The sequence below is a fragment of the Falsibacillus pallidus genome, from assembly GCF_003350505.1.
Lineage (GTDB): Bacteria > Bacillota > Bacilli > Bacillales > DSM-25281 > Falsibacillus > Falsibacillus pallidus.
On the sequence record NZ_QQAY01000001.1, the window covers coordinates 326082 to 347928 of the forward strand.

Annotated in this window: 22 protein-coding genes and 2 riboswitches; of the genes, 8 read left to right on the top strand and 14 right to left on the bottom strand. The window is 40.2% G+C overall.

What is annotated here, in order from left to right:
• Window positions 1-75 precede the first annotated feature (75 nt).
• Window positions 76-519 carry a MarR family winged helix-turn-helix transcriptional regulator gene (locus DFR59_RS01630; protein WP_114743884.1) on the bottom strand — a complete coding sequence of 148 codons (444 nt, stop codon included), beginning with the start codon at window positions 517-519 and terminating at the stop codon, window positions 76-78.
• A 97-nt stretch (window positions 520-616) separates the two neighbouring features.
• Entirely contained in the window at window positions 617-2188 is a 1572-nt protein-coding gene (locus DFR59_RS01635) for a bifunctional metallophosphatase/5'-nucleotidase (protein ID WP_114743885.1), read from the bottom strand.
• Between the two features lie 142 nt (window positions 2189-2330).
• Between DFR59_RS01635 and DFR59_RS01640 the strand changes: the two genes are divergently transcribed.
• Window positions 2331-3833: a PAS domain-containing sensor histidine kinase gene (locus tag DFR59_RS01640; RefSeq protein WP_114743886.1), complete on the top strand. Its 1503-nt coding sequence runs from the start codon at window positions 2331-2333 to the stop codon at window positions 3831-3833.
• Here DFR59_RS01640 and DFR59_RS01645 read toward each other — a convergent pair.
• Entirely contained in the window at window positions 3830-4099 is a 270-nt protein-coding gene (locus DFR59_RS01645; RefSeq protein ID WP_245948347.1) for an aspartyl-phosphate phosphatase Spo0E family protein, read from the bottom strand. The two genes, DFR59_RS01640 and DFR59_RS01645, sit on opposite strands and share 4 nt — an antisense overlap.
• 221 nt (window positions 4100-4320) lie before the next feature.
• Between DFR59_RS01645 and DFR59_RS01650 the strand changes: the two genes are divergently transcribed.
• Entirely contained in the window at window positions 4321-4734 is a 414-nt protein-coding gene (locus DFR59_RS01650) for a YkvA family protein (RefSeq protein ID WP_114743887.1), read from the top strand.
• A 243-nt stretch (window positions 4735-4977) separates the two neighbouring features.
• Here DFR59_RS01650 and DFR59_RS01655 read toward each other — a convergent pair whose 3' ends face one another.
• The 5 genes from DFR59_RS01655 to DFR59_RS01675 all read right to left on the bottom strand — a co-directional run bounded on the left by DFR59_RS01655 (window position 4978) and on the right by DFR59_RS01675 (window position 9527).
• The gene (locus DFR59_RS01655; RefSeq protein ID WP_114743888.1) at window positions 4978-5511 is read right to left on the bottom strand and encodes a 1,2-dihydroxy-3-keto-5-methylthiopentene dioxygenase; all 534 of its coding nucleotides are present in this window, start codon (window positions 5509-5511) and stop codon (window positions 4978-4980) included.
• A 12-nt stretch (window positions 5512-5523) separates the two neighbouring features.
• Window positions 5524-6171, bottom strand: a complete 648-nt coding sequence (locus DFR59_RS01660; protein ID WP_114743889.1) for a methylthioribulose 1-phosphate dehydratase — start codon at window positions 6169-6171, stop codon at window positions 5524-5526.
• Complete coding sequence (locus tag DFR59_RS01665) at window positions 6168-6830, bottom strand: 2-hydroxy-3-keto-5-methylthiopentenyl-1-phosphate phosphatase (RefSeq protein WP_114743890.1); 663 nt, start codon at window positions 6828-6830, stop codon at window positions 6168-6170. Before DFR59_RS01665 ends, DFR59_RS01660 begins: the two co-directional genes overlap by 4 nt.
• Entirely contained in the window at window positions 6827-8047 is a 1221-nt protein-coding gene (locus DFR59_RS01670; protein WP_114743891.1) for a 2,3-diketo-5-methylthiopentyl-1-phosphate enolase, read from the bottom strand. Before DFR59_RS01670 ends, DFR59_RS01665 begins: the two co-directional genes overlap by 4 nt.
• Window positions 8048-8148: 101 nt before the next feature.
• Window positions 8149-8267, bottom strand: a riboswitch (SAM riboswitch).
• A 75-nt stretch (window positions 8268-8342) separates the two neighbouring features.
• The gene (locus tag DFR59_RS01675; protein ID WP_114743892.1) at window positions 8343-9527 is read right to left on the bottom strand and encodes a pyridoxal phosphate-dependent aminotransferase; all 1185 of its coding nucleotides are present in this window, start codon (window positions 9525-9527) and stop codon (window positions 8343-8345) included.
• A gap of 117 nt (window positions 9528-9644) precedes the next feature.
• Between DFR59_RS01675 and DFR59_RS01680 the strand changes: the two genes are divergently transcribed.
• The 3 genes from DFR59_RS01680 to mtnA all read left to right on the top strand — a co-directional run bounded on the left by DFR59_RS01680 (window position 9645) and on the right by mtnA (window position 13067).
• On the top strand, window positions 9645-10427 hold the full coding sequence (locus tag DFR59_RS01680) for a carbon-nitrogen family hydrolase (RefSeq protein WP_114743893.1): 783 nt from the start codon (window positions 9645-9647) through the stop codon (window positions 10425-10427).
• Between the two features lie 110 nt (window positions 10428-10537).
• A riboswitch (SAM riboswitch) is annotated at window positions 10538-10699 on the top strand.
• 88 nt (window positions 10700-10787) lie between these two features.
• Complete coding sequence (gene mtnK / locus DFR59_RS01685) at window positions 10788-11999, top strand: S-methyl-5-thioribose kinase (RefSeq protein WP_425454682.1); 1212 nt, start codon at window positions 10788-10790, stop codon at window positions 11997-11999.
• Window positions 12000-12005: 6 nt separating this feature from the next.
• Window positions 12006-13067, top strand: a complete 1062-nt coding sequence (gene mtnA, locus DFR59_RS01690; RefSeq protein ID WP_114743895.1) for an S-methyl-5-thioribose-1-phosphate isomerase — start codon at window positions 12006-12008, stop codon at window positions 13065-13067.
• Window positions 13068-13125: 58 nt separating this feature from the next.
• Here mtnA and DFR59_RS01695 read toward each other — a convergent pair whose 3' ends face one another.
• The 3 genes from DFR59_RS01695 to DFR59_RS01705 all read right to left on the bottom strand — a co-directional run bounded on the left by DFR59_RS01695 (window position 13126) and on the right by DFR59_RS01705 (window position 16505).
• The gene (locus tag DFR59_RS01695) at window positions 13126-13599 is read right to left on the bottom strand and encodes a GNAT family N-acetyltransferase (protein WP_114743896.1); all 474 of its coding nucleotides are present in this window, start codon (window positions 13597-13599) and stop codon (window positions 13126-13128) included.
• Window positions 13596-14183, bottom strand: coding sequence for a DUF2087 domain-containing protein (locus DFR59_RS01700; RefSeq protein WP_114743897.1), 588 nt, complete (start codon window positions 14181-14183; stop codon window positions 13596-13598). Before DFR59_RS01700 ends, DFR59_RS01695 begins: the two co-directional genes overlap by 4 nt.
• Before the next feature lie 120 nt (window positions 14184-14303).
• Window positions 14304-16505, bottom strand: a complete 2202-nt coding sequence (locus DFR59_RS01705; protein ID WP_158538284.1) for a PAS domain-containing sensor histidine kinase — start codon at window positions 16503-16505, stop codon at window positions 14304-14306.
• Window positions 16506-16636: 131 nt separating this feature from the next.
• On the opposite strand from DFR59_RS01705, the gene DFR59_RS01710 reads away from it, so the two are divergent.
• Together DFR59_RS01710 and DFR59_RS01715 are read left to right on the top strand one after the other, a co-directional pair.
• On the top strand, window positions 16637-17680 hold the full coding sequence (locus DFR59_RS01710; protein WP_114743899.1) for an acyltransferase family protein: 1044 nt from the start codon (window positions 16637-16639) through the stop codon (window positions 17678-17680).
• A 182-nt stretch (window positions 17681-17862) separates the two neighbouring features.
• Window positions 17863-19632, top strand: a complete 1770-nt coding sequence (locus tag DFR59_RS01715) for a B12-binding domain-containing radical SAM protein (RefSeq protein WP_114743900.1) — start codon at window positions 17863-17865, stop codon at window positions 19630-19632.
• Window positions 19633-19676: 44 nt separating this feature from the next.
• Here the strand turns inward: DFR59_RS01715 and DFR59_RS20460 are convergent, their stop codons facing one another.
• The 3 genes from DFR59_RS20460 to DFR59_RS01720 form a co-directional block, all read right to left on the bottom strand.
• On the bottom strand, window positions 19677-19811 hold the full coding sequence (locus DFR59_RS20460; RefSeq protein WP_281269325.1) for a hypothetical protein: 135 nt from the start codon (window positions 19809-19811) through the stop codon (window positions 19677-19679).
• A complete protein-coding gene (locus DFR59_RS20205; protein ID WP_170137254.1) occupies window positions 19811-19972 on the bottom strand; it encodes a hypothetical protein in 162 nt (53 codons plus the stop codon). The genes DFR59_RS20460 and DFR59_RS20205 overlap by 1 nt, the downstream gene beginning before the upstream one ends.
• 100 nt (window positions 19973-20072) lie before the next feature.
• The gene (locus DFR59_RS01720; RefSeq protein ID WP_114743901.1) at window positions 20073-21422 is read right to left on the bottom strand and encodes a TrkH family potassium uptake protein; all 1350 of its coding nucleotides are present in this window, start codon (window positions 21420-21422) and stop codon (window positions 20073-20075) included.
• A gap of 178 nt (window positions 21423-21600) precedes the next feature.
• Between DFR59_RS01720 and DFR59_RS01725 the strand changes: the two genes are divergently transcribed.
• On the top strand, window positions 21601-21789 hold the full coding sequence (locus DFR59_RS01725; protein ID WP_114743902.1) for an alpha/beta-type small acid-soluble spore protein: 189 nt from the start codon (window positions 21601-21603) through the stop codon (window positions 21787-21789).
• The last annotated feature ends 58 nt before the right edge of the window (window positions 21790-21847 follow it).

Below are 21847 nucleotides of genomic sequence, written 5' to 3' on the forward strand. Positions count from 1 at the left end.
GTGCAGGAACTTCCTTCAAAATCAAAAAAATCCCCATCCTGTGGATAAAATATCCGTCAGATTGGAGATTTTTCATTAAAAATCTTTAATGGAAAGGCCTAATTTCTTTAACAATTCAATTGATTGATTTTTTTCTTCGTCTGAGAGGACTGAAACCAGTTCATCGATTCTCTTCTCATGTTCCGGGAAGATGCTATGGATGAACTCTTTTCCTTGGTCAGTGATCTGGGCATAAGTCACACGCCTGTCATTCGGACATGCCACACGACGGATCAATTCCTTCTTCTCTAACTTATCCACCACGTACGTAATGCTTCCGCTTGCTAGAAGTATCTTTCCTCCAATTTGCTGCAAAGGCTGATCTCCCTTGTGATAAAGAAGTTCGAGCACAGCAAACTCTGTAGGATTAAGGCCATTTTTATAAATAAAATGATCGACTTGTTCATTCAATGCTTTATAAGCCCTGGAAAGGACGATAAAAAGCTTCAGGGATTTCTGTACATCATTTTCATTAGACATCATTCATCATATCCTTTTAATCGAAAAATATCTCAATTTCAAAATAATTATAATGGATTTTGAAGAACAATGTCAATAAACTCAGCCTTTACGCTCCTCATGGTTGGTTGACGACCTTCCAATTATGATTCACTGCAGCCTTCACTGTGCCATGTTTGATGAAATACTCAGCCAGGAGTTCAGGCATATCCATCTGAATTTCTTTTTTCATCTGCTTTCCTTTAAACATTTTATAATCCCCGCCGCCGCCCGCACGGTAATTATTCATTACTACCTCATACTCCGCTTTCATACTTAGTGGCCTTCCTTGAAAGTGCAATGATTCGATCCTATCCCCTATTGGTTTGGCGGCGTTTATGATATATTCTATCCCTTCCCACATGTCATAGTTATAATGCTGTGGTTTAGGATAAGAGAATGCAGGGTTTACAGTTATCTCCTCATTTTCAGCAATGGAAAAATAGGAAGCAGATCTTTCCAGTGCATCTTTAATGTCCTGACCTTTCAATAATAAGACGATTAATGTATTCGGATAAATATAGTTCGAAACAAGGTCGCGCATGGTCACCTTGCTTGGGAAGCCAAGGGAATCGTTCGAAAATAGAGCAGTGCTGGAAATGGGAGCACCCGTTGCTTCCATCTGAACTTTATTGATGAATTCAATGAGGGGATGCTCTTCCATCCTTGCCCTAAAAGGATCATGCATCAGCATATTTCCTTTAATCTTTCCAATCTCTTCATCAAGCCATTCCTGCGTCTTTTTTTCATACTCTTCAATGAGTCCGACGACATGACAATCCGCTTTTTCATTTTGGACATCAAGTATTTCTGGCGTTTTATTAACAACAGACCAGTTTCCACTCTTTTTTTCCAATTCGATTGCGGCTTTACCGAGTTTTTCTCCATTGCAGCCAGGCTGGATAACAGTCACTCCATTTATCTCCTCTGTCAATTCCCTGTGCTGGTGTCCAGTTAACAAAATATCGATTCCATCTACTTCCATACAGATCCGATACGCCTGATTTTCACCTGTATAGGTTTCAGTAGGGATGCCATTTACAACACTATTTTCAAATCCGCCATGATAAGAAACAATGAGGAGATCCGGTGATTCCACTTCATGGATGTAGTCCACCCATCGCTTCGCGGCCAGCAGGGCGTCCTCGAAATACAGCTCTCTTATATGGTCAGGATTTTCCCAATTCGGGATATAATGCGTTGTCAGTCCAAGCACTGCCGCCTTGATTCCATTGGCAAACCTTTTCGTCATATACGGCTTCCCGAAATAAGTTTCCTTCGTGGTCCCATGGCATATATTTGCTGACAGCCAAGGGAAATTGGACTCGCTGACCGCTCTATTCAATACAGCCATCCCGTAATTGAATTCATGATTGCCAATCACTGCAGCATCATATTCCAAATAATTCAGCAGTTTAATCATCGGATTTTGTTTATTCTTAAGGAATTTCACATAATGATAGGTTAATGGCGTCCCTTGGATCAAATCTCCATTATCTATCAATAGTACATTTTCAAATTCTGACTTTAATCTCTTGATGATTGAAGCAATCTTCACCAGTCCCTTTTCTGCATAGGAATTGTCCGCATATGACAATGGGAGGACGCTTCCATGGATGTCACTTGTTTCAAGAATAATGATTTTTTCCATTTAACCAAAAATCCTCCTCAAACAATTCTTTAAAAATGTTCAGCAAATTCAGATTCTCTTATTATGAGACTATCATATTTTGGTATAATAAGGTTTGGACTATTTGAATATATTTTTTAAGATTTGGAGGATTCATGGCTTTATGAAAACCTATCGGAATAAAGTCATTATCTACCTGATGATTGCCATCCTTCCATCCTTGGCAGGAACAGCAGTCTTTGGGCATTATACATACAAAAAACAGTTTAAAAAAGCTGAAGCCCACGCTGAGTGGATTGCAACGATACATCAGCATCAGTTAGGAGGGCTCTTTCATGAAACAAAGATTAGGCTCGAAACATTATCCATGACATTTTCGGAATCGGCACCTTCAAGGGAATCCCTGAATGTTGTTTTGAATAACCTTCAAGAAAAAGACTCGCGATATGCTGGATTATATTATGCTGACAGCGATGGGGTGATTAAATATGGTTCAAATAATCATCTCATCAATAAGAGCCTTCGGGGCAACGAAACCTTCACATTGGCCCATTTAACTGGGAAAACCAGCATTTCTGATAAAGCAGAAAGCAATAATCAGTCCATGCCCGTTTTTTCAATTATCACTCCAATTGTGAGCGGCGATGATATTAAAGGATATCTAATCGGACATATCCGTGCAGATTATGTTGTAAATCTTATCAGCATGCTTACACCTGGCGAAACAATCAAATTCATGAATTCCAATCAAGAGGTAATTCTTAAGGCAGGACCAGCTCTAGAGGAAAGCAGTCAACAATGGGTGAGTGATGAAATTTCAACAGCGCCATGGATCATTTCTGTAGCTGTTAATAATGAATTTAAAAATGAAGCTTTCATTTCAACCCTATTCTTCTTTCTCATTTCTGAATTCATCATGCATATCATCTTCCTGCTTTTCAGGAATTACAGAATCGGAAAGAGATCCAGACTGGAGAAAATTGAAAACGACGCCCAAAAGCTTGAGCTTGTAGGCACCCTTGCAGCAAGCACTGCCCATGAAATAAGAAATCCATTAACAGGAATTAAAGGGCTGATTCAGCTGTTAGCTGAGAAATACGATAACTCTCAAGACCAATTTTATTTTTCGATCATAAATAAAGAAGTCTTGCGGATCAATCAAATTGTAAGTGAGTTCCTTATATTAGGAAAACCCTCTATCCATACGGCTGAGAATTGCGATTTAAGAGATATCCTGCTTGATCTGAATCCTATCATCCGTTCAGAAGCGAACCTGAAAACAATAGAATATTACTATGAGATGGAAGTATCGCCTATCGAAGTGTATTGTTCAAAAGATCAAATCAAGCAGGTGATCATGAATGTCTCCAAGAATGCTTTTGAATCTATGATGGATGGCGGTACGTTGACCATTAAACTCTACATTCAAAATATGACAGGCTATATTGATATCATGGACACTGGTTCAGGCATTTCCGATGAGGACCTCCAGAGGATCTTTAATCCGTTTTTCACCTCTAAAGATGGTGGTACGGGACTTGGATTAGCTGTATGTAAAAGAATTGTCCAATCTTTCAACGGAAGCATTGAAGTATCCAGTGAATTAGGTAAAGGAACAAAGGTGACAATAGGTTTTCCGATCACAAAAAAGGAAGTGCGGCTTTAAAGAAGGATTTTCTTCTTGAACGCACCGGTTTTATTAATGAAGAATGTCATGGTGAGGAATCTTTTGATTGAATGTTTGGGGTTTTGTCTTTTTCTCAATGATAAAATATATCGGTTGTATTCATTTAAAAGTGAGTCCAGCTCCTGGCTGCATGCAACCGTTTGCTTTGATGCCAGTCCAAATTCCAGGCCCAGCTGAATCATTTCGTCCCTTTTCAATTGAATTTGAGCCATATAATGGTTTTTGTTATCTGTCTTTCCGATCACGATTAATACCCTCCAACTATATATTTCGACACTCGAGATTTTGTTTACTTGAGCATTATCCCAATATTATTCAGAAAAGTAAATAGATTCGCAATAATAGACAAAGCTTCTCATCTTTTGCCATAATACGACAATTTACTCACCCACATCCTTGCACTAAACGACTTTTTGTTTAAGAAAATTAATTGGAGGGAAATTAGTATTAAAAAGGCGGTGAAGCCATGAAAAGATGGATGCTGGGTAAACTTGCTTTTCGACTATTTAAAACGGACGCGCAGGAACATTTGAAAGATAAGGATAAAACAGTTCAATTAATGACAAAAGCTGAGAAAAAAGCCCTCAGCAACAAAACGACTCTTTCAAGCGTATGGCATAAATTGCAAATTACTTTTCAGCTCTTAAAATCCTGGGCTAAAGGCGAATATAAAGATATTCCTTATCGTACGCTCATTACGATTGTCGTCGGTCTTGTCTATTTTGTCTCACCTATTGATGTCGTTCCAGATTTTATAGCAGGACTGGGGATTGTCGACGATGTCGCTGTTTTAGGTCTCCTTTTTACACAGATCGACCCTGATTTGGCGAAATACATTGAGTGGCGCAAGAATAAAGATACTATCATAGATGAAAAATGATGAAAAATAGAAATTCAAACAAGCCCATGGAAATCCCCTGGGCTTGTTTTTCGCTTAGGAATTTATAAAATTGCTACCTTGTGGATAACTTTGAAAGAAGATAATCAACGTCCAGCTCCAGCGCCTAGCCCCTCGAGTCATATGCCGCACCTCTACGGAAATCAGGATTTCCTTCGAGTTTCGTCTTATGCTGGTCGGGGCTGACTGAGGCGCTTGCACTTTTGTTCTTAGCTTTATTCTAAATCAGACATTGACAGAAGTATTTTCATAAATCGGCACCCAGCCCTCCTGGGTGACAAAAATCCTTACAGCAACAACATTAAGATCATCAGACAATGTAAAATAATGGCGGATATTTTCAGGTACAGAAATTAGATCCCCTGGATTTAAATGAACTTCAAAAAAGTCTCCATCCTTTCCTTGAATAACGAATACCCCATGGCCGCTTACGATGAACCGCACCTCATCATCTGTATGATGATGCTCGCGATTGAAGTTTTCCAAAAGCTGTTCAAGATTGGGAGTGGCTTCAGATAAGGAAATGACATCCTGCGCTTGGTATCCCCTTCTCTCAGAAATATCCTTGATTTCATCATTAAAAACTGCAAGGATCTCCTCTTTTTCTTGATCACTTAATATAAACTTCTCCTGAAGGGCTGCGGGTAGTTTTGCAATATCCCAATTTTCATAAATAACGCCTTGCTCTTCCAAGAATTGAACGACTTCTTCCTGATTATCAATTACTTTTCCGCTTCCTTGAATTTTAATAGTTGTCATTTATATTTCCCCCTATATAGATAATGTTTGTTTTGGAAATTGAATGGCATTTTTAATTTGTATAAGTGAAAGATGATATTGGAAAATAAATTCACATGCTTCCAGCAATTTTTTAGCTTCAAAGCCGTCTTTTCCCCATACGGTGATTCCGTGGTTTCGAATTAATACAGCACCTTTATCCCCATGAATATGTTGTTGAAATTCCTTTGCAAGCTCAGGAATATGGGCGTGGTTAGGAATGATCGGGATGGTCAAAGCTGCGTTTTCATCCCAGAGTCCGAATGCCTTGATCAATTCCTGGCCCTGAAAGACGATTACCCCTTCATCCCCATAAATTTCAGAGACCACATTATTAGCAACAGTATGAACATGAAGGCTGCATCCTGCTTCTGTACTTCTATAAATCTCACAATGAAGGAGCGTCTCCGCTGAAGGAGTGAGAACGGTATCACCAATGGGTCTTCCTTCAAAATCCACTAAGAGAAAATCCTCAGCAGTTCTTTTTCTTTTATCTTTTCCACTGGCGGTCACAAGAAAGCCATTGATATTTTTATCAGCTCTAATCGATAGATTTCCGCTCGTACCCATGAACCAATCCCGTGCTGCGAGTTCATCTTTGATGTCAGCAAGTTCATTCCATTTTTCATTCAAATCAATCATACCCCCACTCCTTCCAATTTCGATAAAATCGAAGCACAATCATGGAATGTATCAAACGTTTCATGTGGGATGGCAAGCTCTTCGCATTTTTTAGCAAGAAAATCTCTGGCAAGTACAAAGTCTGCAGCATACGCCGCTTTTAAGTCTGTAATGGAATCTCCAATCACAACCTTGAAATCTCCTTCCGTGCTTAATTGATTTATGATCGTCGGCTTGCAGCATCCGCACTCGCCTGAGCATTCCTCCCCGCAGGTATACGGCCAATCAATCCGAATTCTTTCACCCTTAAAATCCGCTTGATTGCAATAGATCCCTGAAATCGAATCAAATCGTTTGAGTAATGGATGGACGAAGAAATCCATTCCTCCGCTCACAATGTAGAACGGTATATCCCTCTCCCTGCAGAATTGCAGCAATTCCGGGAATCCCGGCCTGATCCGAACACTTTGCTCCAAATAAGAAATGATGTTCTGTTTTAAATGGGAGGGAAGAAGTGAAAACATTTTCCCTACCCCTTCCTGTATGGATATTTCTTGTGAAAGGACTGCATCTTTTAACGCGATCCATTCCTCTGGGGCAAACTCTTTCATAATGGAGATAATATTATCATTTTCAGTCACGGTTCCATCGAAATCACAAAATACAATTGTCCTTCTCATTTGGACTCCACCGGGCTTCCCCATTTTCCTAAAGCTTTAGCCAGTTCCGGACTTGCTGCACAGTCTTCTTCAAGGCTCCTGCCTGCCAGTACCGCATCAATTGCCTGTCTGAAGGCTTTTCCTCCACCACAAGCACCATCAGGATGTCCGTGAACACCGCCGCCTGCATTTATGATGGAATCTATTCCGAAATCCTCAATCAAAAGGGGAACAAGACCGGGATGGATTCCGGCTGATGGCACCGGGAAGGTCCGTTTGAATTCATTTTGTTCCAGCAGATCATGTTTGATTGAAAGGGCTGATGACTTTTCCAAGGCGACACTTCCATAAGGAGAGGGGAACAGTGAAAAATCAGCTCCGGCGACCCTCAATAATTTACCGAGGAACAATGAATGAGAAGCACCGTATATGTTTGAACTTGTAAACGCACCACTGAAGGATGGATGTGCCATTAGAGGCAGGGCAATTTCATCATCCTCCCTTAATTCCTGGAGGACATCAAGCCCGTAGGTGAAGACATTAAAGAGCAGTGCATCCGCCCCAAGTTCTTTTGCTTTTCTTGCCTTATCCCTCAGTCCTGAAGTCCTGCCGGTCAAATTCACTGCATAAAGCGTTTTATGCCCCGTTTCCCTATATACTTCTTCGAGAACTTTCTTCCCCTCTGTGACACGTTGTTCGAATGGAGTCAAAGGATTGTCAAAAAGGATTTCATCGTCTTTGACCAAATCGACTCCTCCTCTTGCCTGCTCCCTCAACTGATGGGATAAAAATGACAGGTCTTTGCCTATTACCCCTTTGAAGATACTCATCAATAACGGCCTGTCGTATACATTCAGTACCTCTCTAATCCCTTCGATCCCAAATCGCGGTCCGGGAAAATGCTTCTTTAATTCGGTTGAGAAGTCAAGATTGATCAATTTGATTTTTCCATCCAATGACAATTTCCCGAATACAGTGGTCAAAATAGCCGGCAGATCTGCGGAGAAATTAAGGGCCGGGTAAGCGATGGATATATCTGCTATGACTTCATCCCCGTTCGCGCCCTTATGCTCTTTCACAGAAACGGTCCTTCCTTTATGTTTTTTCAGCTGTTCCTGCTCAAGTTCGGGAAGGCTGGTCCAAGTGCCGACTGTCAGTCCCAGGGCGATTTCCTCTGCTTTTTTTTCAAACGAGCCAGGACGGCCCAAAACTCTGTAAGATGCTATGATTTCAGTCATTTCACTCTTCCTTTCGCTGTTTTTCAGTAGCTGTCTGTAGTTGAATCCATTCCTGAACAGCAAAAAACCTCTCCGATAAGAAGAGGTTAGAAATTAACATCTTCTTATCTCTCAGCCTATAGCTGCAAGAATTAGCACCGTGCCTGAAGGAAGACAGATATCCTCCAGGTCGGTTGCCGGGCTTCATCGGGCTCGTCCCTCCGCCTGCTCTTGATAAGAAAAACATTCATTTAATTGTTTGATTATTAAAAAATATTAAAATCATTTGTGATTATGACAGGGAAATCTTTTCCTGTCAATCTTTTTTTATAAATAAACCTACTTTTTTTATTCTTTCTGCTGCTTCCTTAAGTCTTTCTTCACTGGTCAAAAGCCCAGCGCGGACATAGCCTTCACCCCATTTTCCGAAACCTATTCCAGGAGCTACTGCCACTTTTGCTTCTGTGAGAAGAAGGTCGGAAAACTCTTCTGAAGTGTATCCTTCAGGGACTTTCAGCCAGGCAAAAAAAGAACCTTTAGGAACTGCTGCATCCCATCCAATTCCTTTCAATCCCTGAACGAAAGCATCCCTTCTGCTTTCGTACATCTCCACCATTTGTTCCACACACTCCTGCGAATCGAGCAGTGCAGATGCTGCAGCTTCCTGCACTGCACCAAATAAGCTTACATAAAGATGATCCTGCAATAAATTGATGGACTCAATCACATCACTATTTCCTACTGCAAAACCTACTCTCCATCCTGCCATATTATAAGTTTTAGAAAGGGTATAAATTTCAATGCCAACATCTTTGGCTCCTTCTGCCTGCAGGAAACTTACTGGTTTTTCACCATCAAAACCTATGGCGCCATAAGCAAAATCATGTACAACGCATATATCATTTTTTTCTGCAAATCGAACAGTTTCTTCAAAGAAATCTAAATCTGCCACCGCTCCGGTAGGGTTATTAGGATAATTCAAAAACATCAATTTTGCTTCTTTTGCTGTGCTTTCAGGAATTTCCGAGAAGTCCGGAAGAAAGCCGTTCTCTTCTTTCAGCGGCATCGCTGCCATATGAGCGCGAGCCATGGCAGCCCCTGACCAGTAGTCCGGATACCCTGGATCAGGAACAAGCAATGTGTCGCCCGGGTCCAAAATGCACACTGGAATCTCTACGAGCCCAGCTTTTCCGCCAAATAAAACTGCTACCTCTTTTTCTGGATCTAACTCAACTCCATACTCCCTTTTGTAAAACGCAGCTGCAGCTTCTTTTAAGTAACTATTCCCGCGGAAAGGCGAATATTTATGGTTCAATGGATTCTCTGATGCTTCCTTCAATTTAGCCACGATATGGTCAGGTGTAGGCTGATCGGGATTCCCCTGTCCTAAGTTAATGATGTCATGGCCTTCTGCCGCTGATTTCCCGACTTTTTCCACGAGCGAAGCAAAAAATTGCTTTGGGAGAGACTTCAATAATTGAGACTGCTTGAATTCTTTCAAACGTTTCACCCTCTATTTATGAAAATTTCGACTTTAAAAATCTAGTCACAAATGATATAACGGAAAAAGCAGCTTGTAAAGAAAAAATTTTCAAACTATTCATAAAGGGGAAATATCATGAAGCTTAAAATAGCCTGTCTACAAATCGATATAGCCTTTGGCAATCCAGCACAAAACGTTAAGAATGCTAAGAAGTGGATCGAGAAAGCAGCTGAACAAAAATGTGATTTAATTGTCTTGCCAGAATTATGGATGACCGGCTATGACCTTGGACGGCTCGATGAAATCGGCGACCCTGAAGGAAATGATCTCGCCGGATTCATCAGCGAGAAAGCAAAGGAACACCACTTCGATATCATCGGAGGCTCTACAGCCAAGGAGACTGAGGAGGGTCATTTCAACACCATGTTCATTTCCGATCGGAATGGAGACATCATAAAACAATACAGTAAACTCCATTTATTTAAACTGATGGATGAGCATAAGCATCTGGTCGGCGGGAAATCAGATGGACTCTTCACTCTCTATGATGAAATCTTTGCTGGGTTTATCTGCTATGATATTCGTTTTCCCGAGTGGATACGCAAACACGCCATGGAGGGGGCAAAAGCTTTATTTGTCTCAGCGGAATGGCCACTAGCCAGAGCCGCACATTGGAAAACCCTGTTGACTGCGCGGGCAATTGAAAATCAATGCTTCGTCATTGCCTGCAACAGGTGCGGTGACGACCCAAATAATAAATTTGCCGGCCAATCTTTGATCATCGACCCTTGGGGAGAAATAGTGGCAGAAGGTTCACAAGAAGAAGAGCTTGTCATAGCAGAAATCGACTTGTCCCTTGTAGAAAAAGTAAGAAAGCAAATACCAATCTTCGAGGACCGTCTGCCTGAGTTTTATTAAAAATAGTTGTTTGAAATTTTTCAAAATTTTATTGACAAAGGGATTTTTTTCTTGTTATGATTCTCAGCAAGCGATTATTTTCAGTAATTTTTAACAATTCCATACTTTTACTCTTATCAAGAGCTGGCTGAGGGATTTGGCCCTATGAAGCCCAGCAACCGACCGTAATTCCGTTGTAAAACGGGGCGCAATTAATTATTTGCGCCGGATATTTTTCCGCAAGGCACGGTGCTAATTCCAACAGAAAGACGATTCTTTCTGGCAGATAAGAGGTGCGAAGCTTATTCTTCAAGCCTCTTTCACAAGAAAGAGGCTTTTTCATTTTTATGGAAGGCCTCAAAAAAATTGGAGGTCATGACAGTGGCAATATCTAAAACTAAAATTTATGAACCGTTGACTACAAGCAGAGCAATCAACTTATTAAAAGAATTGGATTTTTTCAAAAAAGACAGCATTCTCACTTGCAATGAAATCGGGGATGGCAACCTGAACCTCGTTTTTCAGGTGACAGAACCACAAAGTGGAAAAAGCTGCATCATCAAACAAGCCCTGCCTTATGCAAAAGTGGTGGGAGAAAGCTGGCCTCTGACACTTAATCGAGCGAAAATCGAAGCAGATGCATTGAAATTGTATAAAGAACATGTCCCTCAATTCGTTCCGGAAATTTATTATACAAATGATGACCTCGCCATTACCGTAATGGAAGATCTATCATCATTGAAAATAACTAGAAAAGGATTGATAGCCGGAGAAGAATACCCGCATCTTCCAGAGCACCTCGGAGAATTCTTAGCCAAGACATTATTCTACACTTCTGATTTTTATCTTGAACCGCCTGCGAAGAAAATCCTGGCTCAAAAGTTTTCTAATCCTGAGCTCTGTAAAATATCAGAAGACTTGGTATTTACAGATCCATTCTTCAACAGTGACACAAATGACTTCGAACCTGAACTATATGATGATGTTCAGACTCTATGGAATGATTTTACACTGAAGCTTGAAGCGGCAAAACTCAAGAAATGTTTCCTTACTGAAAGTGAAGCACTTATCCATGGTGATCTGCATACTGGCAGCATTTTCACCGATCAGTACACGACGAAAGTAATCGACCCAGAATTTGCTTTCTTCGGTCCCATCGGATTTGATATCGGACAGTTTTTTGCCAATCTAATTTTCCAGCTTCTTTCTAATCCAAAAGATAAAGAAAGATTGATTTCAGGGTATATTGTGGATGCATGGAATACATTTGAAAAGACATATTCTGATCTTTGGAGAAAAGAAAGCAGAGAAAAATATACAGAAGTAGAGGGTTACCTGGATTTCGTTCTTAAGAAAATATTCCAGGATGCCATCGGTTTCGCTGGATGTGAATTGATCAGAAGAACCATTGGCTTAGCCCATGTCGAAGATCTGGATGGTATTTTCGATAATGACCTTCGTATCAATGCGAAAAAAGCGAGTCTGCAATTAGGCAGGGCGTTTATCAAAACAAGGGGACATCATATAGGGCCAGAGTCCATTCTTCCCCTTCTTTCAGAAACTGCCGCATATGCGGCAATTAATAAGGAGTAGACAATCATGAATGCAAATACATCGTTCCACATCCCAACTTCAATTCAATGGCAGGATAATAGACTTTCTATCCTTAATCAGCAGGAGCTTCCACATAAAGAGGAATATCTGGATCTCTTTGAGATAGAGGATGTGTTTGAAGCCATTTTGACACTAAAAGTGAGAGGCGCGCCTGCCATAGGAATCGCTGGGGCATTCGGACTGGCAATGGCTGCCTTAAAATATGAAACTGATGAATTAGGAGTCTTCTTCAGTCAATTGGAAAGAGACAAAGAATATTTACTTTCAAGCAGGCCCACTGCCGTGAATTTATCCTGGGCTCTCGAAAGGCTCTATCACCTTGCTCTCCAATCGAGCAGTGTCAATGAAGCAAAGACCGAATTACTGCATGAAGCCATCAAAATCCAGGCAGAAGACGAGGATATGTGCCGGAAAATTGGAGAGAATGCTCTTACATTGCTTGATCCTTCCCATCCGGTGATGACGATATGCAATGCCGGGTCGATTGCCACGGCAAAATACGGGACGGCTCTGGCGCCTTTCCATATTGCTATGGAGAAAGGTAAGCAATTCAAAGTGTTCGCCTGTGAAACAAGGCCTCTTCTCCAAGGTGCAAGGCTTACGGTATGGGAGCTGCTAAAGTCAGGCGTGGATGCCACATTGATCACAGACAGCATGGCTGCTTATACCATTCAGGAAAAAAATATAAAAGCCATCATTGTCGGTGCAGACAGAATTGCCCGCAATGGAGACACTGCCAATAAAATTGGCACATTTGGACTCGCCTTGCTTGCTCAAGCATTCCAAATACCATTTTACGTGGCCGCTCCCTCTTCAACTTTTGATCTAAGCATCGAAACAGGAAAAGAGATTCCGATTGAAGAGAGAAAGGCAGAGGAAATTACTCATTTCAGCGGTATTCCTTCTGCCCCTGCCGATGCGAGGGTGTTTAACCCCGCTTTTGATGTCACTCCCGGCCATTTGATCACAGCCATTATTACAGAGAATGGGATATTGAAGCCTGATTATAAGGATTCAATTTCACAACTGTTTTCAGAACTTCAATAATCAGAAAACCATGCCAGAACTTGTCTGGTATGGTTCTTTTGTTTCTTAATTATTCTCTCTATCGATTAATATCCTTTTGAAAACAATAGATTGCTTTCCCATTCAGCATCTTTTCGTCGTATGGGGAAAATCCGATCGACTTCCAAAATCCGCATGCTTTCTTATTTCCCTCAATGACACCTAATCTGATTACATTGAAGTTCCTCTTCTTCAGCTGCTTCTCAAATTCAATGTAGACTTCTTTTCCAAGCCCATTTGCTTGAACGGAACGATGCATGACTAGTAGACCGAGCCATGGCATTTGATCATTCAGATTCAATGGGCAGAAATCTATGACGCCAAGCGCTTTTCCATCGATTTTTACCAAATATCTCTCCGTTTTCAGCTTCTTACTTTCTTCATATTCCTTTTGAATATCATCCTCTGATAATACTTCTCTGCCATTGACAAGTAAATTATAGGCGGGATTGGAATTCATGATTCCTAATTCTATTTCCCTTTGCTCCCAATGGTTGTCGATAAATTCTATCATCCCTCTGTCTTTGCCCACATTTCCGTTGGGTTTAACTCATAGATTCCGTTTTCACGGTACATGTAATGATTGATGATGAATTCCCTTCGGATTGTTGCGAAGTCTTCATGAAACTTTTTAATATATTCATTGATTTCTTTTTCGGGATATTTTCTCCCTTTTTCAAGTCCGCTTACAATATGTTCAAAGACATATAATTTCTTTTTCCTTTGTGCCGGTATGGACTTCAGCTTTCCATCTTTGGTAAAGAAGTTATTAATGACTGCCTGCTTTTCTTTCAATAACTTATCCATCGGTTCCTCTTCCCCCTTATCCTCAAGACAATAAGTCAATAATGCATTTGAGTGCTGCTTCAATAATTTTTGATTCAATTGGTAATAGATCGTATTCTTATCCCTGCGTTGATAGACGAGGCTAATATCCCTCAGTTTGCTCAAGTGATGTGAAATCGTAGGAGGGGTAAGCCCCAGCTTTCCTGCAATTGCCTGGCCGTGGAGCGGTCCTTGTGCAAGAAGACTTATAATCCTTATCCTTGTCGGATCCCCCATAGCTTTATGGAAGGAAACTATTTTATCCAGCTGCATTTCAAAATCAACACCTTTTTAAATGATCATCTAATTAGATGTTAATCTAATTAGATGATCATGTCAATCAATTCCAAAAAAAAAATCCTGATATAGTATCAGGAAAAACAATGGCCCTCATTATGTAGTTGGAAGCGTGATATGAAAGGTCGTCCCTTTCCCCAATGCACTTTTTACCTCCACATGGCCTTTATGTTCTTTGATGATTTTAAAGCTGACCATCAATCCCAAACCAGTCCCCCTATCCTTTGTCGTGTAGAATGGTTCGCCAAGCTTCCTGATCTTATCGTGTGGAATGCCCGAACCTTCATCCTGAATGGAAATCTTGATAGCATCCTGATCTGCTTTGTTCATGTGGATTGTAATCGTACCACCTTTTGGCATGACCTCAATCGCATTTTTTATGATGTTGATAAATACCTGTTTGAGCTGGTTCGGCTCACAGAAGATTGACGGAAGATCTTCTTCAAGGTGTACTTCGAATTCCACCCCATGCATCAATGCCTGTGCATTCAGGAGCTCGATTGTGTCTGTCATGATTTTTCTCACATCATATTCGAGATAATGAATTGCCTGCGGTTTAGCCAGGACCAGGAACTCAGTGATAATGGATTCAATCCGCTTCAGCTCTGAAGAAATGACATTGAAATACATTTCTTGGCCGCCATCTGTTTTTTCCATGCTGTTTTCCAGTAGTTGAATGAATCCCTTCAATGCGGTCATTGGGTTTCTGATTTCATGTGCAATTCCTGCAGCAAGCTCTCCAACAACGTTCAAGGTATCTGATTTTCTCAGTTGTTCTTCCATCTCCATTTTCTCTGTGACATCCCTGATCACCGTTAAGTTCATATTTGTCAGCAGATTACATTTCGTGGAGATTTCTAAATGTTTCAAATTAGCATCTGGATCTTTGTAAATAAACATCTGATTGGCCTTCCCGTACTTGGCCAATTTTTTCATATGTGAACGAAATTCCTTTTTTGTCTCCTCGTTTTCATTAATGAGCTCGCGGATATCCATGTCTTTATGAAAACTCTTTGAACAATTCAATATGGTTTGGGCTACTGGGTTCATATCAATCAATTTATAATTTTGGTCCCAAAGAAGCATTCCATCCAAAGTGCCCTCGAATACCTTCCTGAATTTCGTCTCGCTTTCCCTTAAGTCCTTTTCCATCTGATAGCGTTCACTGACATTCCTGAAAATCGTAATGTTGTATCCATCAATGGGATGCATCCTTGCAGTGAACTCCAGATGTTTGAGCTGTCCATTAGGCATTAAAAAGAGCAATTCATCCCTTATGGATCCAATTTCCTGGAATTCTTTCATGACCTTATAAAACTTATTGTCTTTTTCATATAAGAAATCGCATAGAATCGATCCTATAATTTCTTGTTCGGTACACTCAAATATTGAAAGAGCCGCCTTATTCACCCTCATGATTTTTCCGTCTTGATCCCAGAAGACAATGGCATCAATGGTTTCTTCAAACAAATCCTCAAATTGCTCTTCGCTTCTTTTCAATTTGATTTCCATTTGTCTTTTCTCTGTGATATCCCGTAAAATCGCCATGTGCAGCCCCTGGAATATATTCGGGCTTACATTGAACTCCATAACTGAGAGTCCGCTGCCATGGATAATGGGGATTTCTCCCCTGACTTTCTTGTTCTGCTCAATATATCCATTGATTTTCTCCATCTTCTGATGAAAGCCTTCAGGAATGAATTTCAGTACTTTTTGACCAAGTATTTGATCCCGCCCGAGATTCACCTTTTTACAAAAGACAGGATTCACATTAATAATCGTCCCGTTATTTTTAAAAATGATGATGCTGTCAGCTGCCTGAGTGAAGATATTGTAAAGCATTTGCTGGTTCCTCTGGTCTTCACGTTCGATTTCTTTTTCTTTTGAAATATCGCATAAGTGAAAGATATCCCAGCCATTATCCCTGTCCCGATATACTTTCAGCTTGATATGAATCTTGGCCCCGCAGGACCTTGTAAGCAAAACTTCATCCTCCACATAGCCCTGTTCAGATAATTGGTCAACATGGTATTTTTTAATGATGGAGGGAATCGCATTAAAATAAAATTCGATATTCCTTTCCATAATATAGTTAGACTCTTCATTCAGCAGCCTTTCCGCACACTGATTGATAAATTGAATATTTCCCTCTGAGTCAGTGACTATCACTGCATCGCTTACAGTCGATGAAATGGATTGAAACAATATTTGAGTCTGGTCTTTCAGCTTGTCAGACCCAATCCAATTATTTTTATGGAATTGGACAAGCGGGCTGCTGCTGTTCAATGAGTTTGACACGTATGTATCCTCCTTTTGATGCTCGAGAATCATGATCATGGACCAAACATGTCATTGGTCCGTTTACGGTTCGTCATTGTGGGTATAATTTACATGACAAAGCTTCAAAATACAGAATTGATGGTGAAAATATGGAAAAACGGGACTATTACTTTGATAATGCTAAATTTATCTTAATCCTCTTTGTTGTCTTTGGACATCTTATTCAATCGTATATCGATAAAAACTCCATCATTGAAGCGGTATATAAATTTATTTATACATTCCACATGCCCGCTTTCATATTGGTGTCAGGTTACTTTGCAAAAGGCTTCTATAATAAAGGGTATATTTGGAAACTGACAAAGAAATTGATTTTGCCTTATCTGATCTTCCAAACCATTTATACCGTTTTTTATTACTACCTGTACGATAAATCCACTTTTGCAGTAGATCCCTTAAATCCTCAGTGGGCACTATGGTTTTTGCTAAGTTTGTTTTGCTGGAACTTGCTATTATTGGCTTTTGCCAAGCTAAAACCAATTCCTTCATTGGCATTGGCATTTGCCATTGGGCTGTTAGTAGGGTATTTCGACTGGATTTCAAATTATTTAAGCCTTTCACGAACATTCGTATTCTTTCCGCTGTTTTTACTTGGCTACTTCATGGATCGAAAAACATTCAGCAGGCTGACAGAAACGAAATCCAAAATATTCACGTCAGTTATTATCCTTACGGTATTGGTCAGCATGTATCTCTTCCCAGATTGGAACGAGAAATGGCTGCTTGGTTCAAAGCCATATGATGTGCTCGGTGCAGAAGTTCCCTACAGTGCTCTGCTGCGTGCAGGAGTTTATATTCTTAACATCGTTATGGTGCTTTGCTTCTTTTCATATGTACCTGATAAGAAATATTTCTTCACAAAATGGGGTAAAAACACCTTGTATGTCTATTTGCTGCACGGATTCCTCATTAAGACTTTCAGAGAAAGTGACGTTTCCAACCATTATTCATTCGATATCGGCACCTATGTGATACTGGCTCTTGTATCCTTCATGCTCTCGATCTTGTTATCAAGCAAGTTCATTACATCCTTGACGCAGCCTGTTATAGAATTGAGAGCAAATAAATGGAAAAAGTTCAAAGAACGATTTAAAGTAGGCTTCCTTCATTTAAAAAGGATGCTCGGCAACTAATAAATCATGAAAAAAGACAGCCATCTGGCTGTTTTTTTCTTTTAAGAATAAATTCTAAAAAAAAATGTAAAATCCTGCCTTGCCTATTCAATTTTTTCTGTAAATTCTCCCATCCGTTGAGGTTTTTCCCATGCTCAGCTAAAATAAAGGGATGAATAGATGGAAAAGAGGAATTCGATAAAATGAAAATAGTGCTTAGTACACTGAATGCTAAATATATTCATATGAATTTGGCTTTGAGGTGCCTAAAATCATTTGCACAGCCCGAGTTTGAGGCTGAAATTGCTGAATATACCATTAAAGATCCTTCAATGAATATCGTTTCAGATTTGTTTTCCAAGAAACCTGATGTCATTGGATTCAGCTGTTACATCTGGAATATAGAAGAAACGATCACGGTTATCAAGATGCTGAAGAAAATCATGCCTTCTGTAAAAATTGTATTAGGCGGACCGGAAGTTTCTTATGACGTAATTTATTGGCTGGAAAGAATCCCTGAAGCTGACTTTATCGTAATCGGAGAAGGAGAAGAAACATTCAAGCAGCTTTTGGTGGAATTATCCGGATCGATGGAAATTTCAAATGTGCCGGGTATTGGCTATATGAAGGAAGGAAAGCCTGCCATCAACCCGCAGAGAAACAAATTGGACTTGAGGGAGCTGCCATCCCCTTTCCGTTTTGAAGAAGACATCCCGCATTTGTCAAAAAGGGTCATTTATATTGAAACAAGCCGTGGCTGCCCATTCAGATGCCAATTCTGTCTATCCTCCATTGAAGTGGGTGTCAGGTATTTTGATCGGGAAAAAATTAAAGAAGATATCCGCTATTTGATGAATAATGGTGCAAAGACCATTAAATTCGTCGATCGGACATTCAATATCAGCCGCAGCTACGCGATGGAAATGTTCCAATTTTTAATTGACGAACATCTCCCTGGAACAGTATTTCAATTTGAAATCACTGCGGACATCATGAGGCCAGAAGTCATTGAGTTCTTAAATCAAACAGCTCCAGCTGGATTATTCCGTTTTGAAATTGGGGTGCAATCCACTAATGACTCTACAAATGAACTGGTGATGAGAAAACAAAACTTCCAGAAGTTGACCAGAACAGTCAGCATGGTGAAAGACGGAGGAAAGATCGATCAGCATCTGGACTTGATTGCCGGATTGCCTGAAGAAGACTACCACTCATTCAGGAAGACTTTCAATGATGTATTTGCATTGAGAGCGGAAGAACTGCAGCTTGGATTCTTGAAGATGCTGCGTGGTACCGGTCTGAGGATACGAGCGGATGAACATCAATATATTTACATGGACCATTCCCCTTATGAAATCTTGGGCAATAATGTCTTGAGCTTTGATGATATCGTCAGGATCAAACAAGTCGAGGATGTGTTGGAGAAGTACTGGAATGACCATCGTGTGGATGAGACCATTGAATATTTGGTGACGAATGTATTTGAAAGTCCATTCGATTTCTTCCAAGCGTTTGGTTCATATTGGGACAGCCAGGGCTGGTCAAGAATTGGACATCAGCTTGAGGACCTTTTCAAACGCTTAAGCCTCTTCCTTCAAGAAGTATATCCATCTTCCCTTGATGTAGTTGAAGGTCTTATGATGTTTGACTACATTCAAAACCAAAAATACAAGCCAAGAAAACCTTGGTGGACACATAAACTAAGTAAGAGTGAGAAGTCAGAGATCTATCAATCCATCTTGTCAGACCCGGAAATTTTCGGAGAAGAATTCATGCAGCTGCACTTGAATGAAAAAGACTTGTATAAACACACCATGCTTGAACTTGTCCCATTCAACGCAGGAAAATATTTCAATACAAATGAAGTGGAAAAAGAGAGCACGATCATGCTTGTCTACTTCCAGCCTGCAAGTGGAAAACCTACCGTCTATTTTGCTCCATTAAAGGAAATTAAGACTACATCTGCTGTATAAAAACACAATGGGACGCGCTGTTCAATCCAGCGCGTCCCTTCTGTTTAGCATTTCTTCTTTTTATCGGATTTTACTTTTGTTTTTTGAAGGATTTCATACTGTTTTGCAGCGTTAATATCCCCAAATTCCATCCCAAACTCTTCACGAAATGATTGTTTGCTGCAGGATTCTTTTTTCATTATGCCCTGCCTTTTTTCCCTTTTTGGGAATTGCGGTTGGCATGCTTTGCAGTATTTTCTTTGCCTGCAAACTCTGTAGAGAATTCAGTTTCCTTCTTGTTTTCATACGGGGTTTGATTGTTTTTAGATGCTGCATTGAATTGAGCTTTTCTTTTCGCCATGATGATCTCCCCTTTTCATATGTCTAGGGTATTATCATTCCTCACTTTCAAAAAAATCAATCCCGTATCAATTTGGATATGCTTGAATTACTTGCCTATACTATCCGATGATGACCCTTTCTTTTGGGTAGCGGTATTTTACTGCTTCTTCCTTCCCGAACATGAATAAGAAGGATAAAATCCCCACTCTTCCAATGAACATAAGAATGATGATGATCCATTTTCCAACTACTGAAAGCTCCGGGGTGATGCCGAGGGACAAGCCCGTCGTTCCAAACGCTGAACAGACCTCGAACATAATGGATAAAATCGACTGATGTTTTTCAGTATATGACATGATGATGACTGAAAAAGAACAAATAAGAAATGCAGTAAAACTGACAACATAAGATTTTATGATATCATCTTCCATTACTTCTCTTCTGAATACCTTGATGGTTTTTCTCCCTCTAGAAAAGTGATAGAGGGTCAACACATTGATGGCAAAGGTTGTCGTACGAATACCACCACCGACAGAACTCGGTGATGCACCGATGAACATAAGTACGCACAGGAGAAGGATGGTTGGTCTGGAAAATTCATTGACATCGAGAGTAGCAAGACCGCCGTTTCTGGTTGTTACTGATTGGAAAAGTGCATAAAATAAGCTTTCGTGCCATGACTTCCCTTTGAAGAAGTGGTCCCATTCCAATATGATAATGCCTAATGTTCCAATGATGATTAGGGCGAAAAATGTGAATGTGGTCAACTTGGTATATAGAGAAAAATGGTTCCTCTTAGGTTTTTTACGATTAAAGAAATAATCTTTTGTTTCAATTAGAACAGGAAATCCAATGGCGCCTAATATTAACAAAAGCATATTGATAATCTGGACAAAATAATCATGTTTGTACATAAATAAGGATGATCCGGTTATGTCGAATCCGGCATTCGTCGTTGCACTGACAGAAGCAAAAAGGCCGTGCAGAAGAGCCTCTTCCCACGTGGGATAATACTTTAAAAAGTAAAGCCCTAAAATGGCGGCTCCAGCCAATTCAATCAGTAGAATCAAACTGAGTATTTCCCTTAATAACCTTACTAGACCAGAAAGACTCGTCTGATTTTGATCCGTCATAATCAGCTGACGTTCTTTCAATCCAATTTTCTTGCGAAGGATAAGCCAAATAAATGTTCCAAGTGTCATAATCCCGATCCCTCCGAATTGGAGGACAAACATAAGAATAAAAATCCCAAGCGTATTAAATGTTTCTGAAATATCGACTGTAGAAAGCCCTGTGACGCTCACTGCACTTGCCGCAACAAATATCGCGTCGAGAAAACTCCAATGTGCTTTTGGATGTCGTGCAATTGGGAGACTGAGCAGGATGGTAGAAACGGTCACTGCAAGGAGATAAAATACTACGATTGCTTGTGCAGGGGATAATCCTCTGATTTTTAACTTTAATGACATTGCAGCAAAATCCCTTTCCTTAGTATCAATTTCTATCTTATAGAAAATAAATGCGAAATAAAAGGGTTAACAGGGAGTTTTATATGAAATATGATACCATTTACCATTCATTAAAAATCATGCGCGCAGCATAATAAGAAAACCAGAAATGGAATACCTTTTGAAAGGGGGAATTTTCATGGCAAACAGAAATAAATTGATTGTCCCTGGTGTTGAACAATATTTGGATCAAATCAAATATGAAATCGCACAAGAATTCGGCGTCACTTTAAGCTCTGATACTGCTGCACGTGCAAACGGTTCTGTCGGCGGTGAAATCACAAAGCGCTTGGTTAAACAAGCACAATCTCAGCTAAAAGGCCAATAACAGGTTGAACACTGCCATAAATGGCACTGGATAGATGCTGCATTCAAGGATGCGCACT

What these genes read in the sequence shown, in the direction of transcription:
- DFR59_RS01650 (WP_114743887.1), top strand. Translation starts at nt 4,321, where the DNA reads ATGAAAAGATGGATGCTGGGTAAACTTGCTTTTCGACTATTTAAAACG.
- DFR59_RS01640 (WP_114743886.1), top strand. Translation starts at nt 2,331, where the DNA reads ATGAAAACCTATCGGAATAAAGTCATTATCTACCTGATGATTGCCATC.
- DFR59_RS01655 (WP_114743888.1), bottom strand. Translation starts at nt 5,511, where the DNA reads ATGACAACTATTAAAATTCAAGGAAGCGGAAAAGTAATTGATAATCAG.
- DFR59_RS01635 (WP_114743885.1), bottom strand. Translation starts at nt 2,188, where the DNA reads ATGGAAAAAATCATTATTCTTGAAACAAGTGACATCCATGGAAGCGTC.
- DFR59_RS01695 (WP_114743896.1), bottom strand. Translation starts at nt 13,599, where the DNA reads ATGATAGAATTTATCGACAACCATTGGGAGCAAAGGGAAATAGAATTA.
- DFR59_RS01710 (WP_114743899.1), top strand. Translation starts at nt 16,637, where the DNA reads ATGGAAAAACGGGACTATTACTTTGATAATGCTAAATTTATCTTAATC.
- DFR59_RS01700 (WP_114743897.1), bottom strand. Translation starts at nt 14,183, where the DNA reads ATGCAGCTGGATAAAATAGTTTCCTTCCATAAAGCTATGGGGGATCCG.
- DFR59_RS20460 (WP_281269325.1), bottom strand. Translation starts at nt 19,811, where the DNA reads ATGAAAAAAGAATCCTGCAGCAAACAATCATTTCGTGAAGAGTTTGGG.
- DFR59_RS01720 (WP_114743901.1), bottom strand. Translation starts at nt 21,422, where the DNA reads ATGTCATTAAAGTTAAAAATCAGAGGATTATCCCCTGCACAAGCAATC.
- DFR59_RS01725 (WP_114743902.1), top strand. Translation starts at nt 21,601, where the DNA reads ATGGCAAACAGAAATAAATTGATTGTCCCTGGTGTTGAACAATATTTG.
- mtnA (WP_114743895.1), top strand. Translation starts at nt 12,006, where the DNA reads ATGAATGCAAATACATCGTTCCACATCCCAACTTCAATTCAATGGCAG.
- DFR59_RS01630 (WP_114743884.1), bottom strand. Translation starts at nt 519, where the DNA reads ATGTCTAATGAAAATGATGTACAGAAATCCCTGAAGCTTTTTATCGTC.
- DFR59_RS01670 (WP_114743891.1), bottom strand. Translation starts at nt 8,047, where the DNA reads ATGACTGAAATCATAGCATCTTACAGAGTTTTGGGCCGTCCTGGCTCG.
- DFR59_RS01715 (WP_114743900.1), top strand. Translation starts at nt 17,863, where the DNA reads ATGAAAATAGTGCTTAGTACACTGAATGCTAAATATATTCATATGAAT.
- DFR59_RS01660 (WP_114743889.1), bottom strand. Translation starts at nt 6,171, where the DNA reads ATGATTGATTTGAATGAAAAATGGAATGAACTTGCTGACATCAAAGAT.
- DFR59_RS20205 (WP_170137254.1), bottom strand. Translation starts at nt 19,972, where the DNA reads ATGGCGAAAAGAAAAGCTCAATTCAATGCAGCATCTAAAAACAATCAA.
- DFR59_RS01680 (WP_114743893.1), top strand. Translation starts at nt 9,645, where the DNA reads ATGAAGCTTAAAATAGCCTGTCTACAAATCGATATAGCCTTTGGCAAT.
- DFR59_RS01665 (WP_114743890.1), bottom strand. Translation starts at nt 6,830, where the DNA reads ATGAGAAGGACAATTGTATTTTGTGATTTCGATGGAACCGTGACTGAA.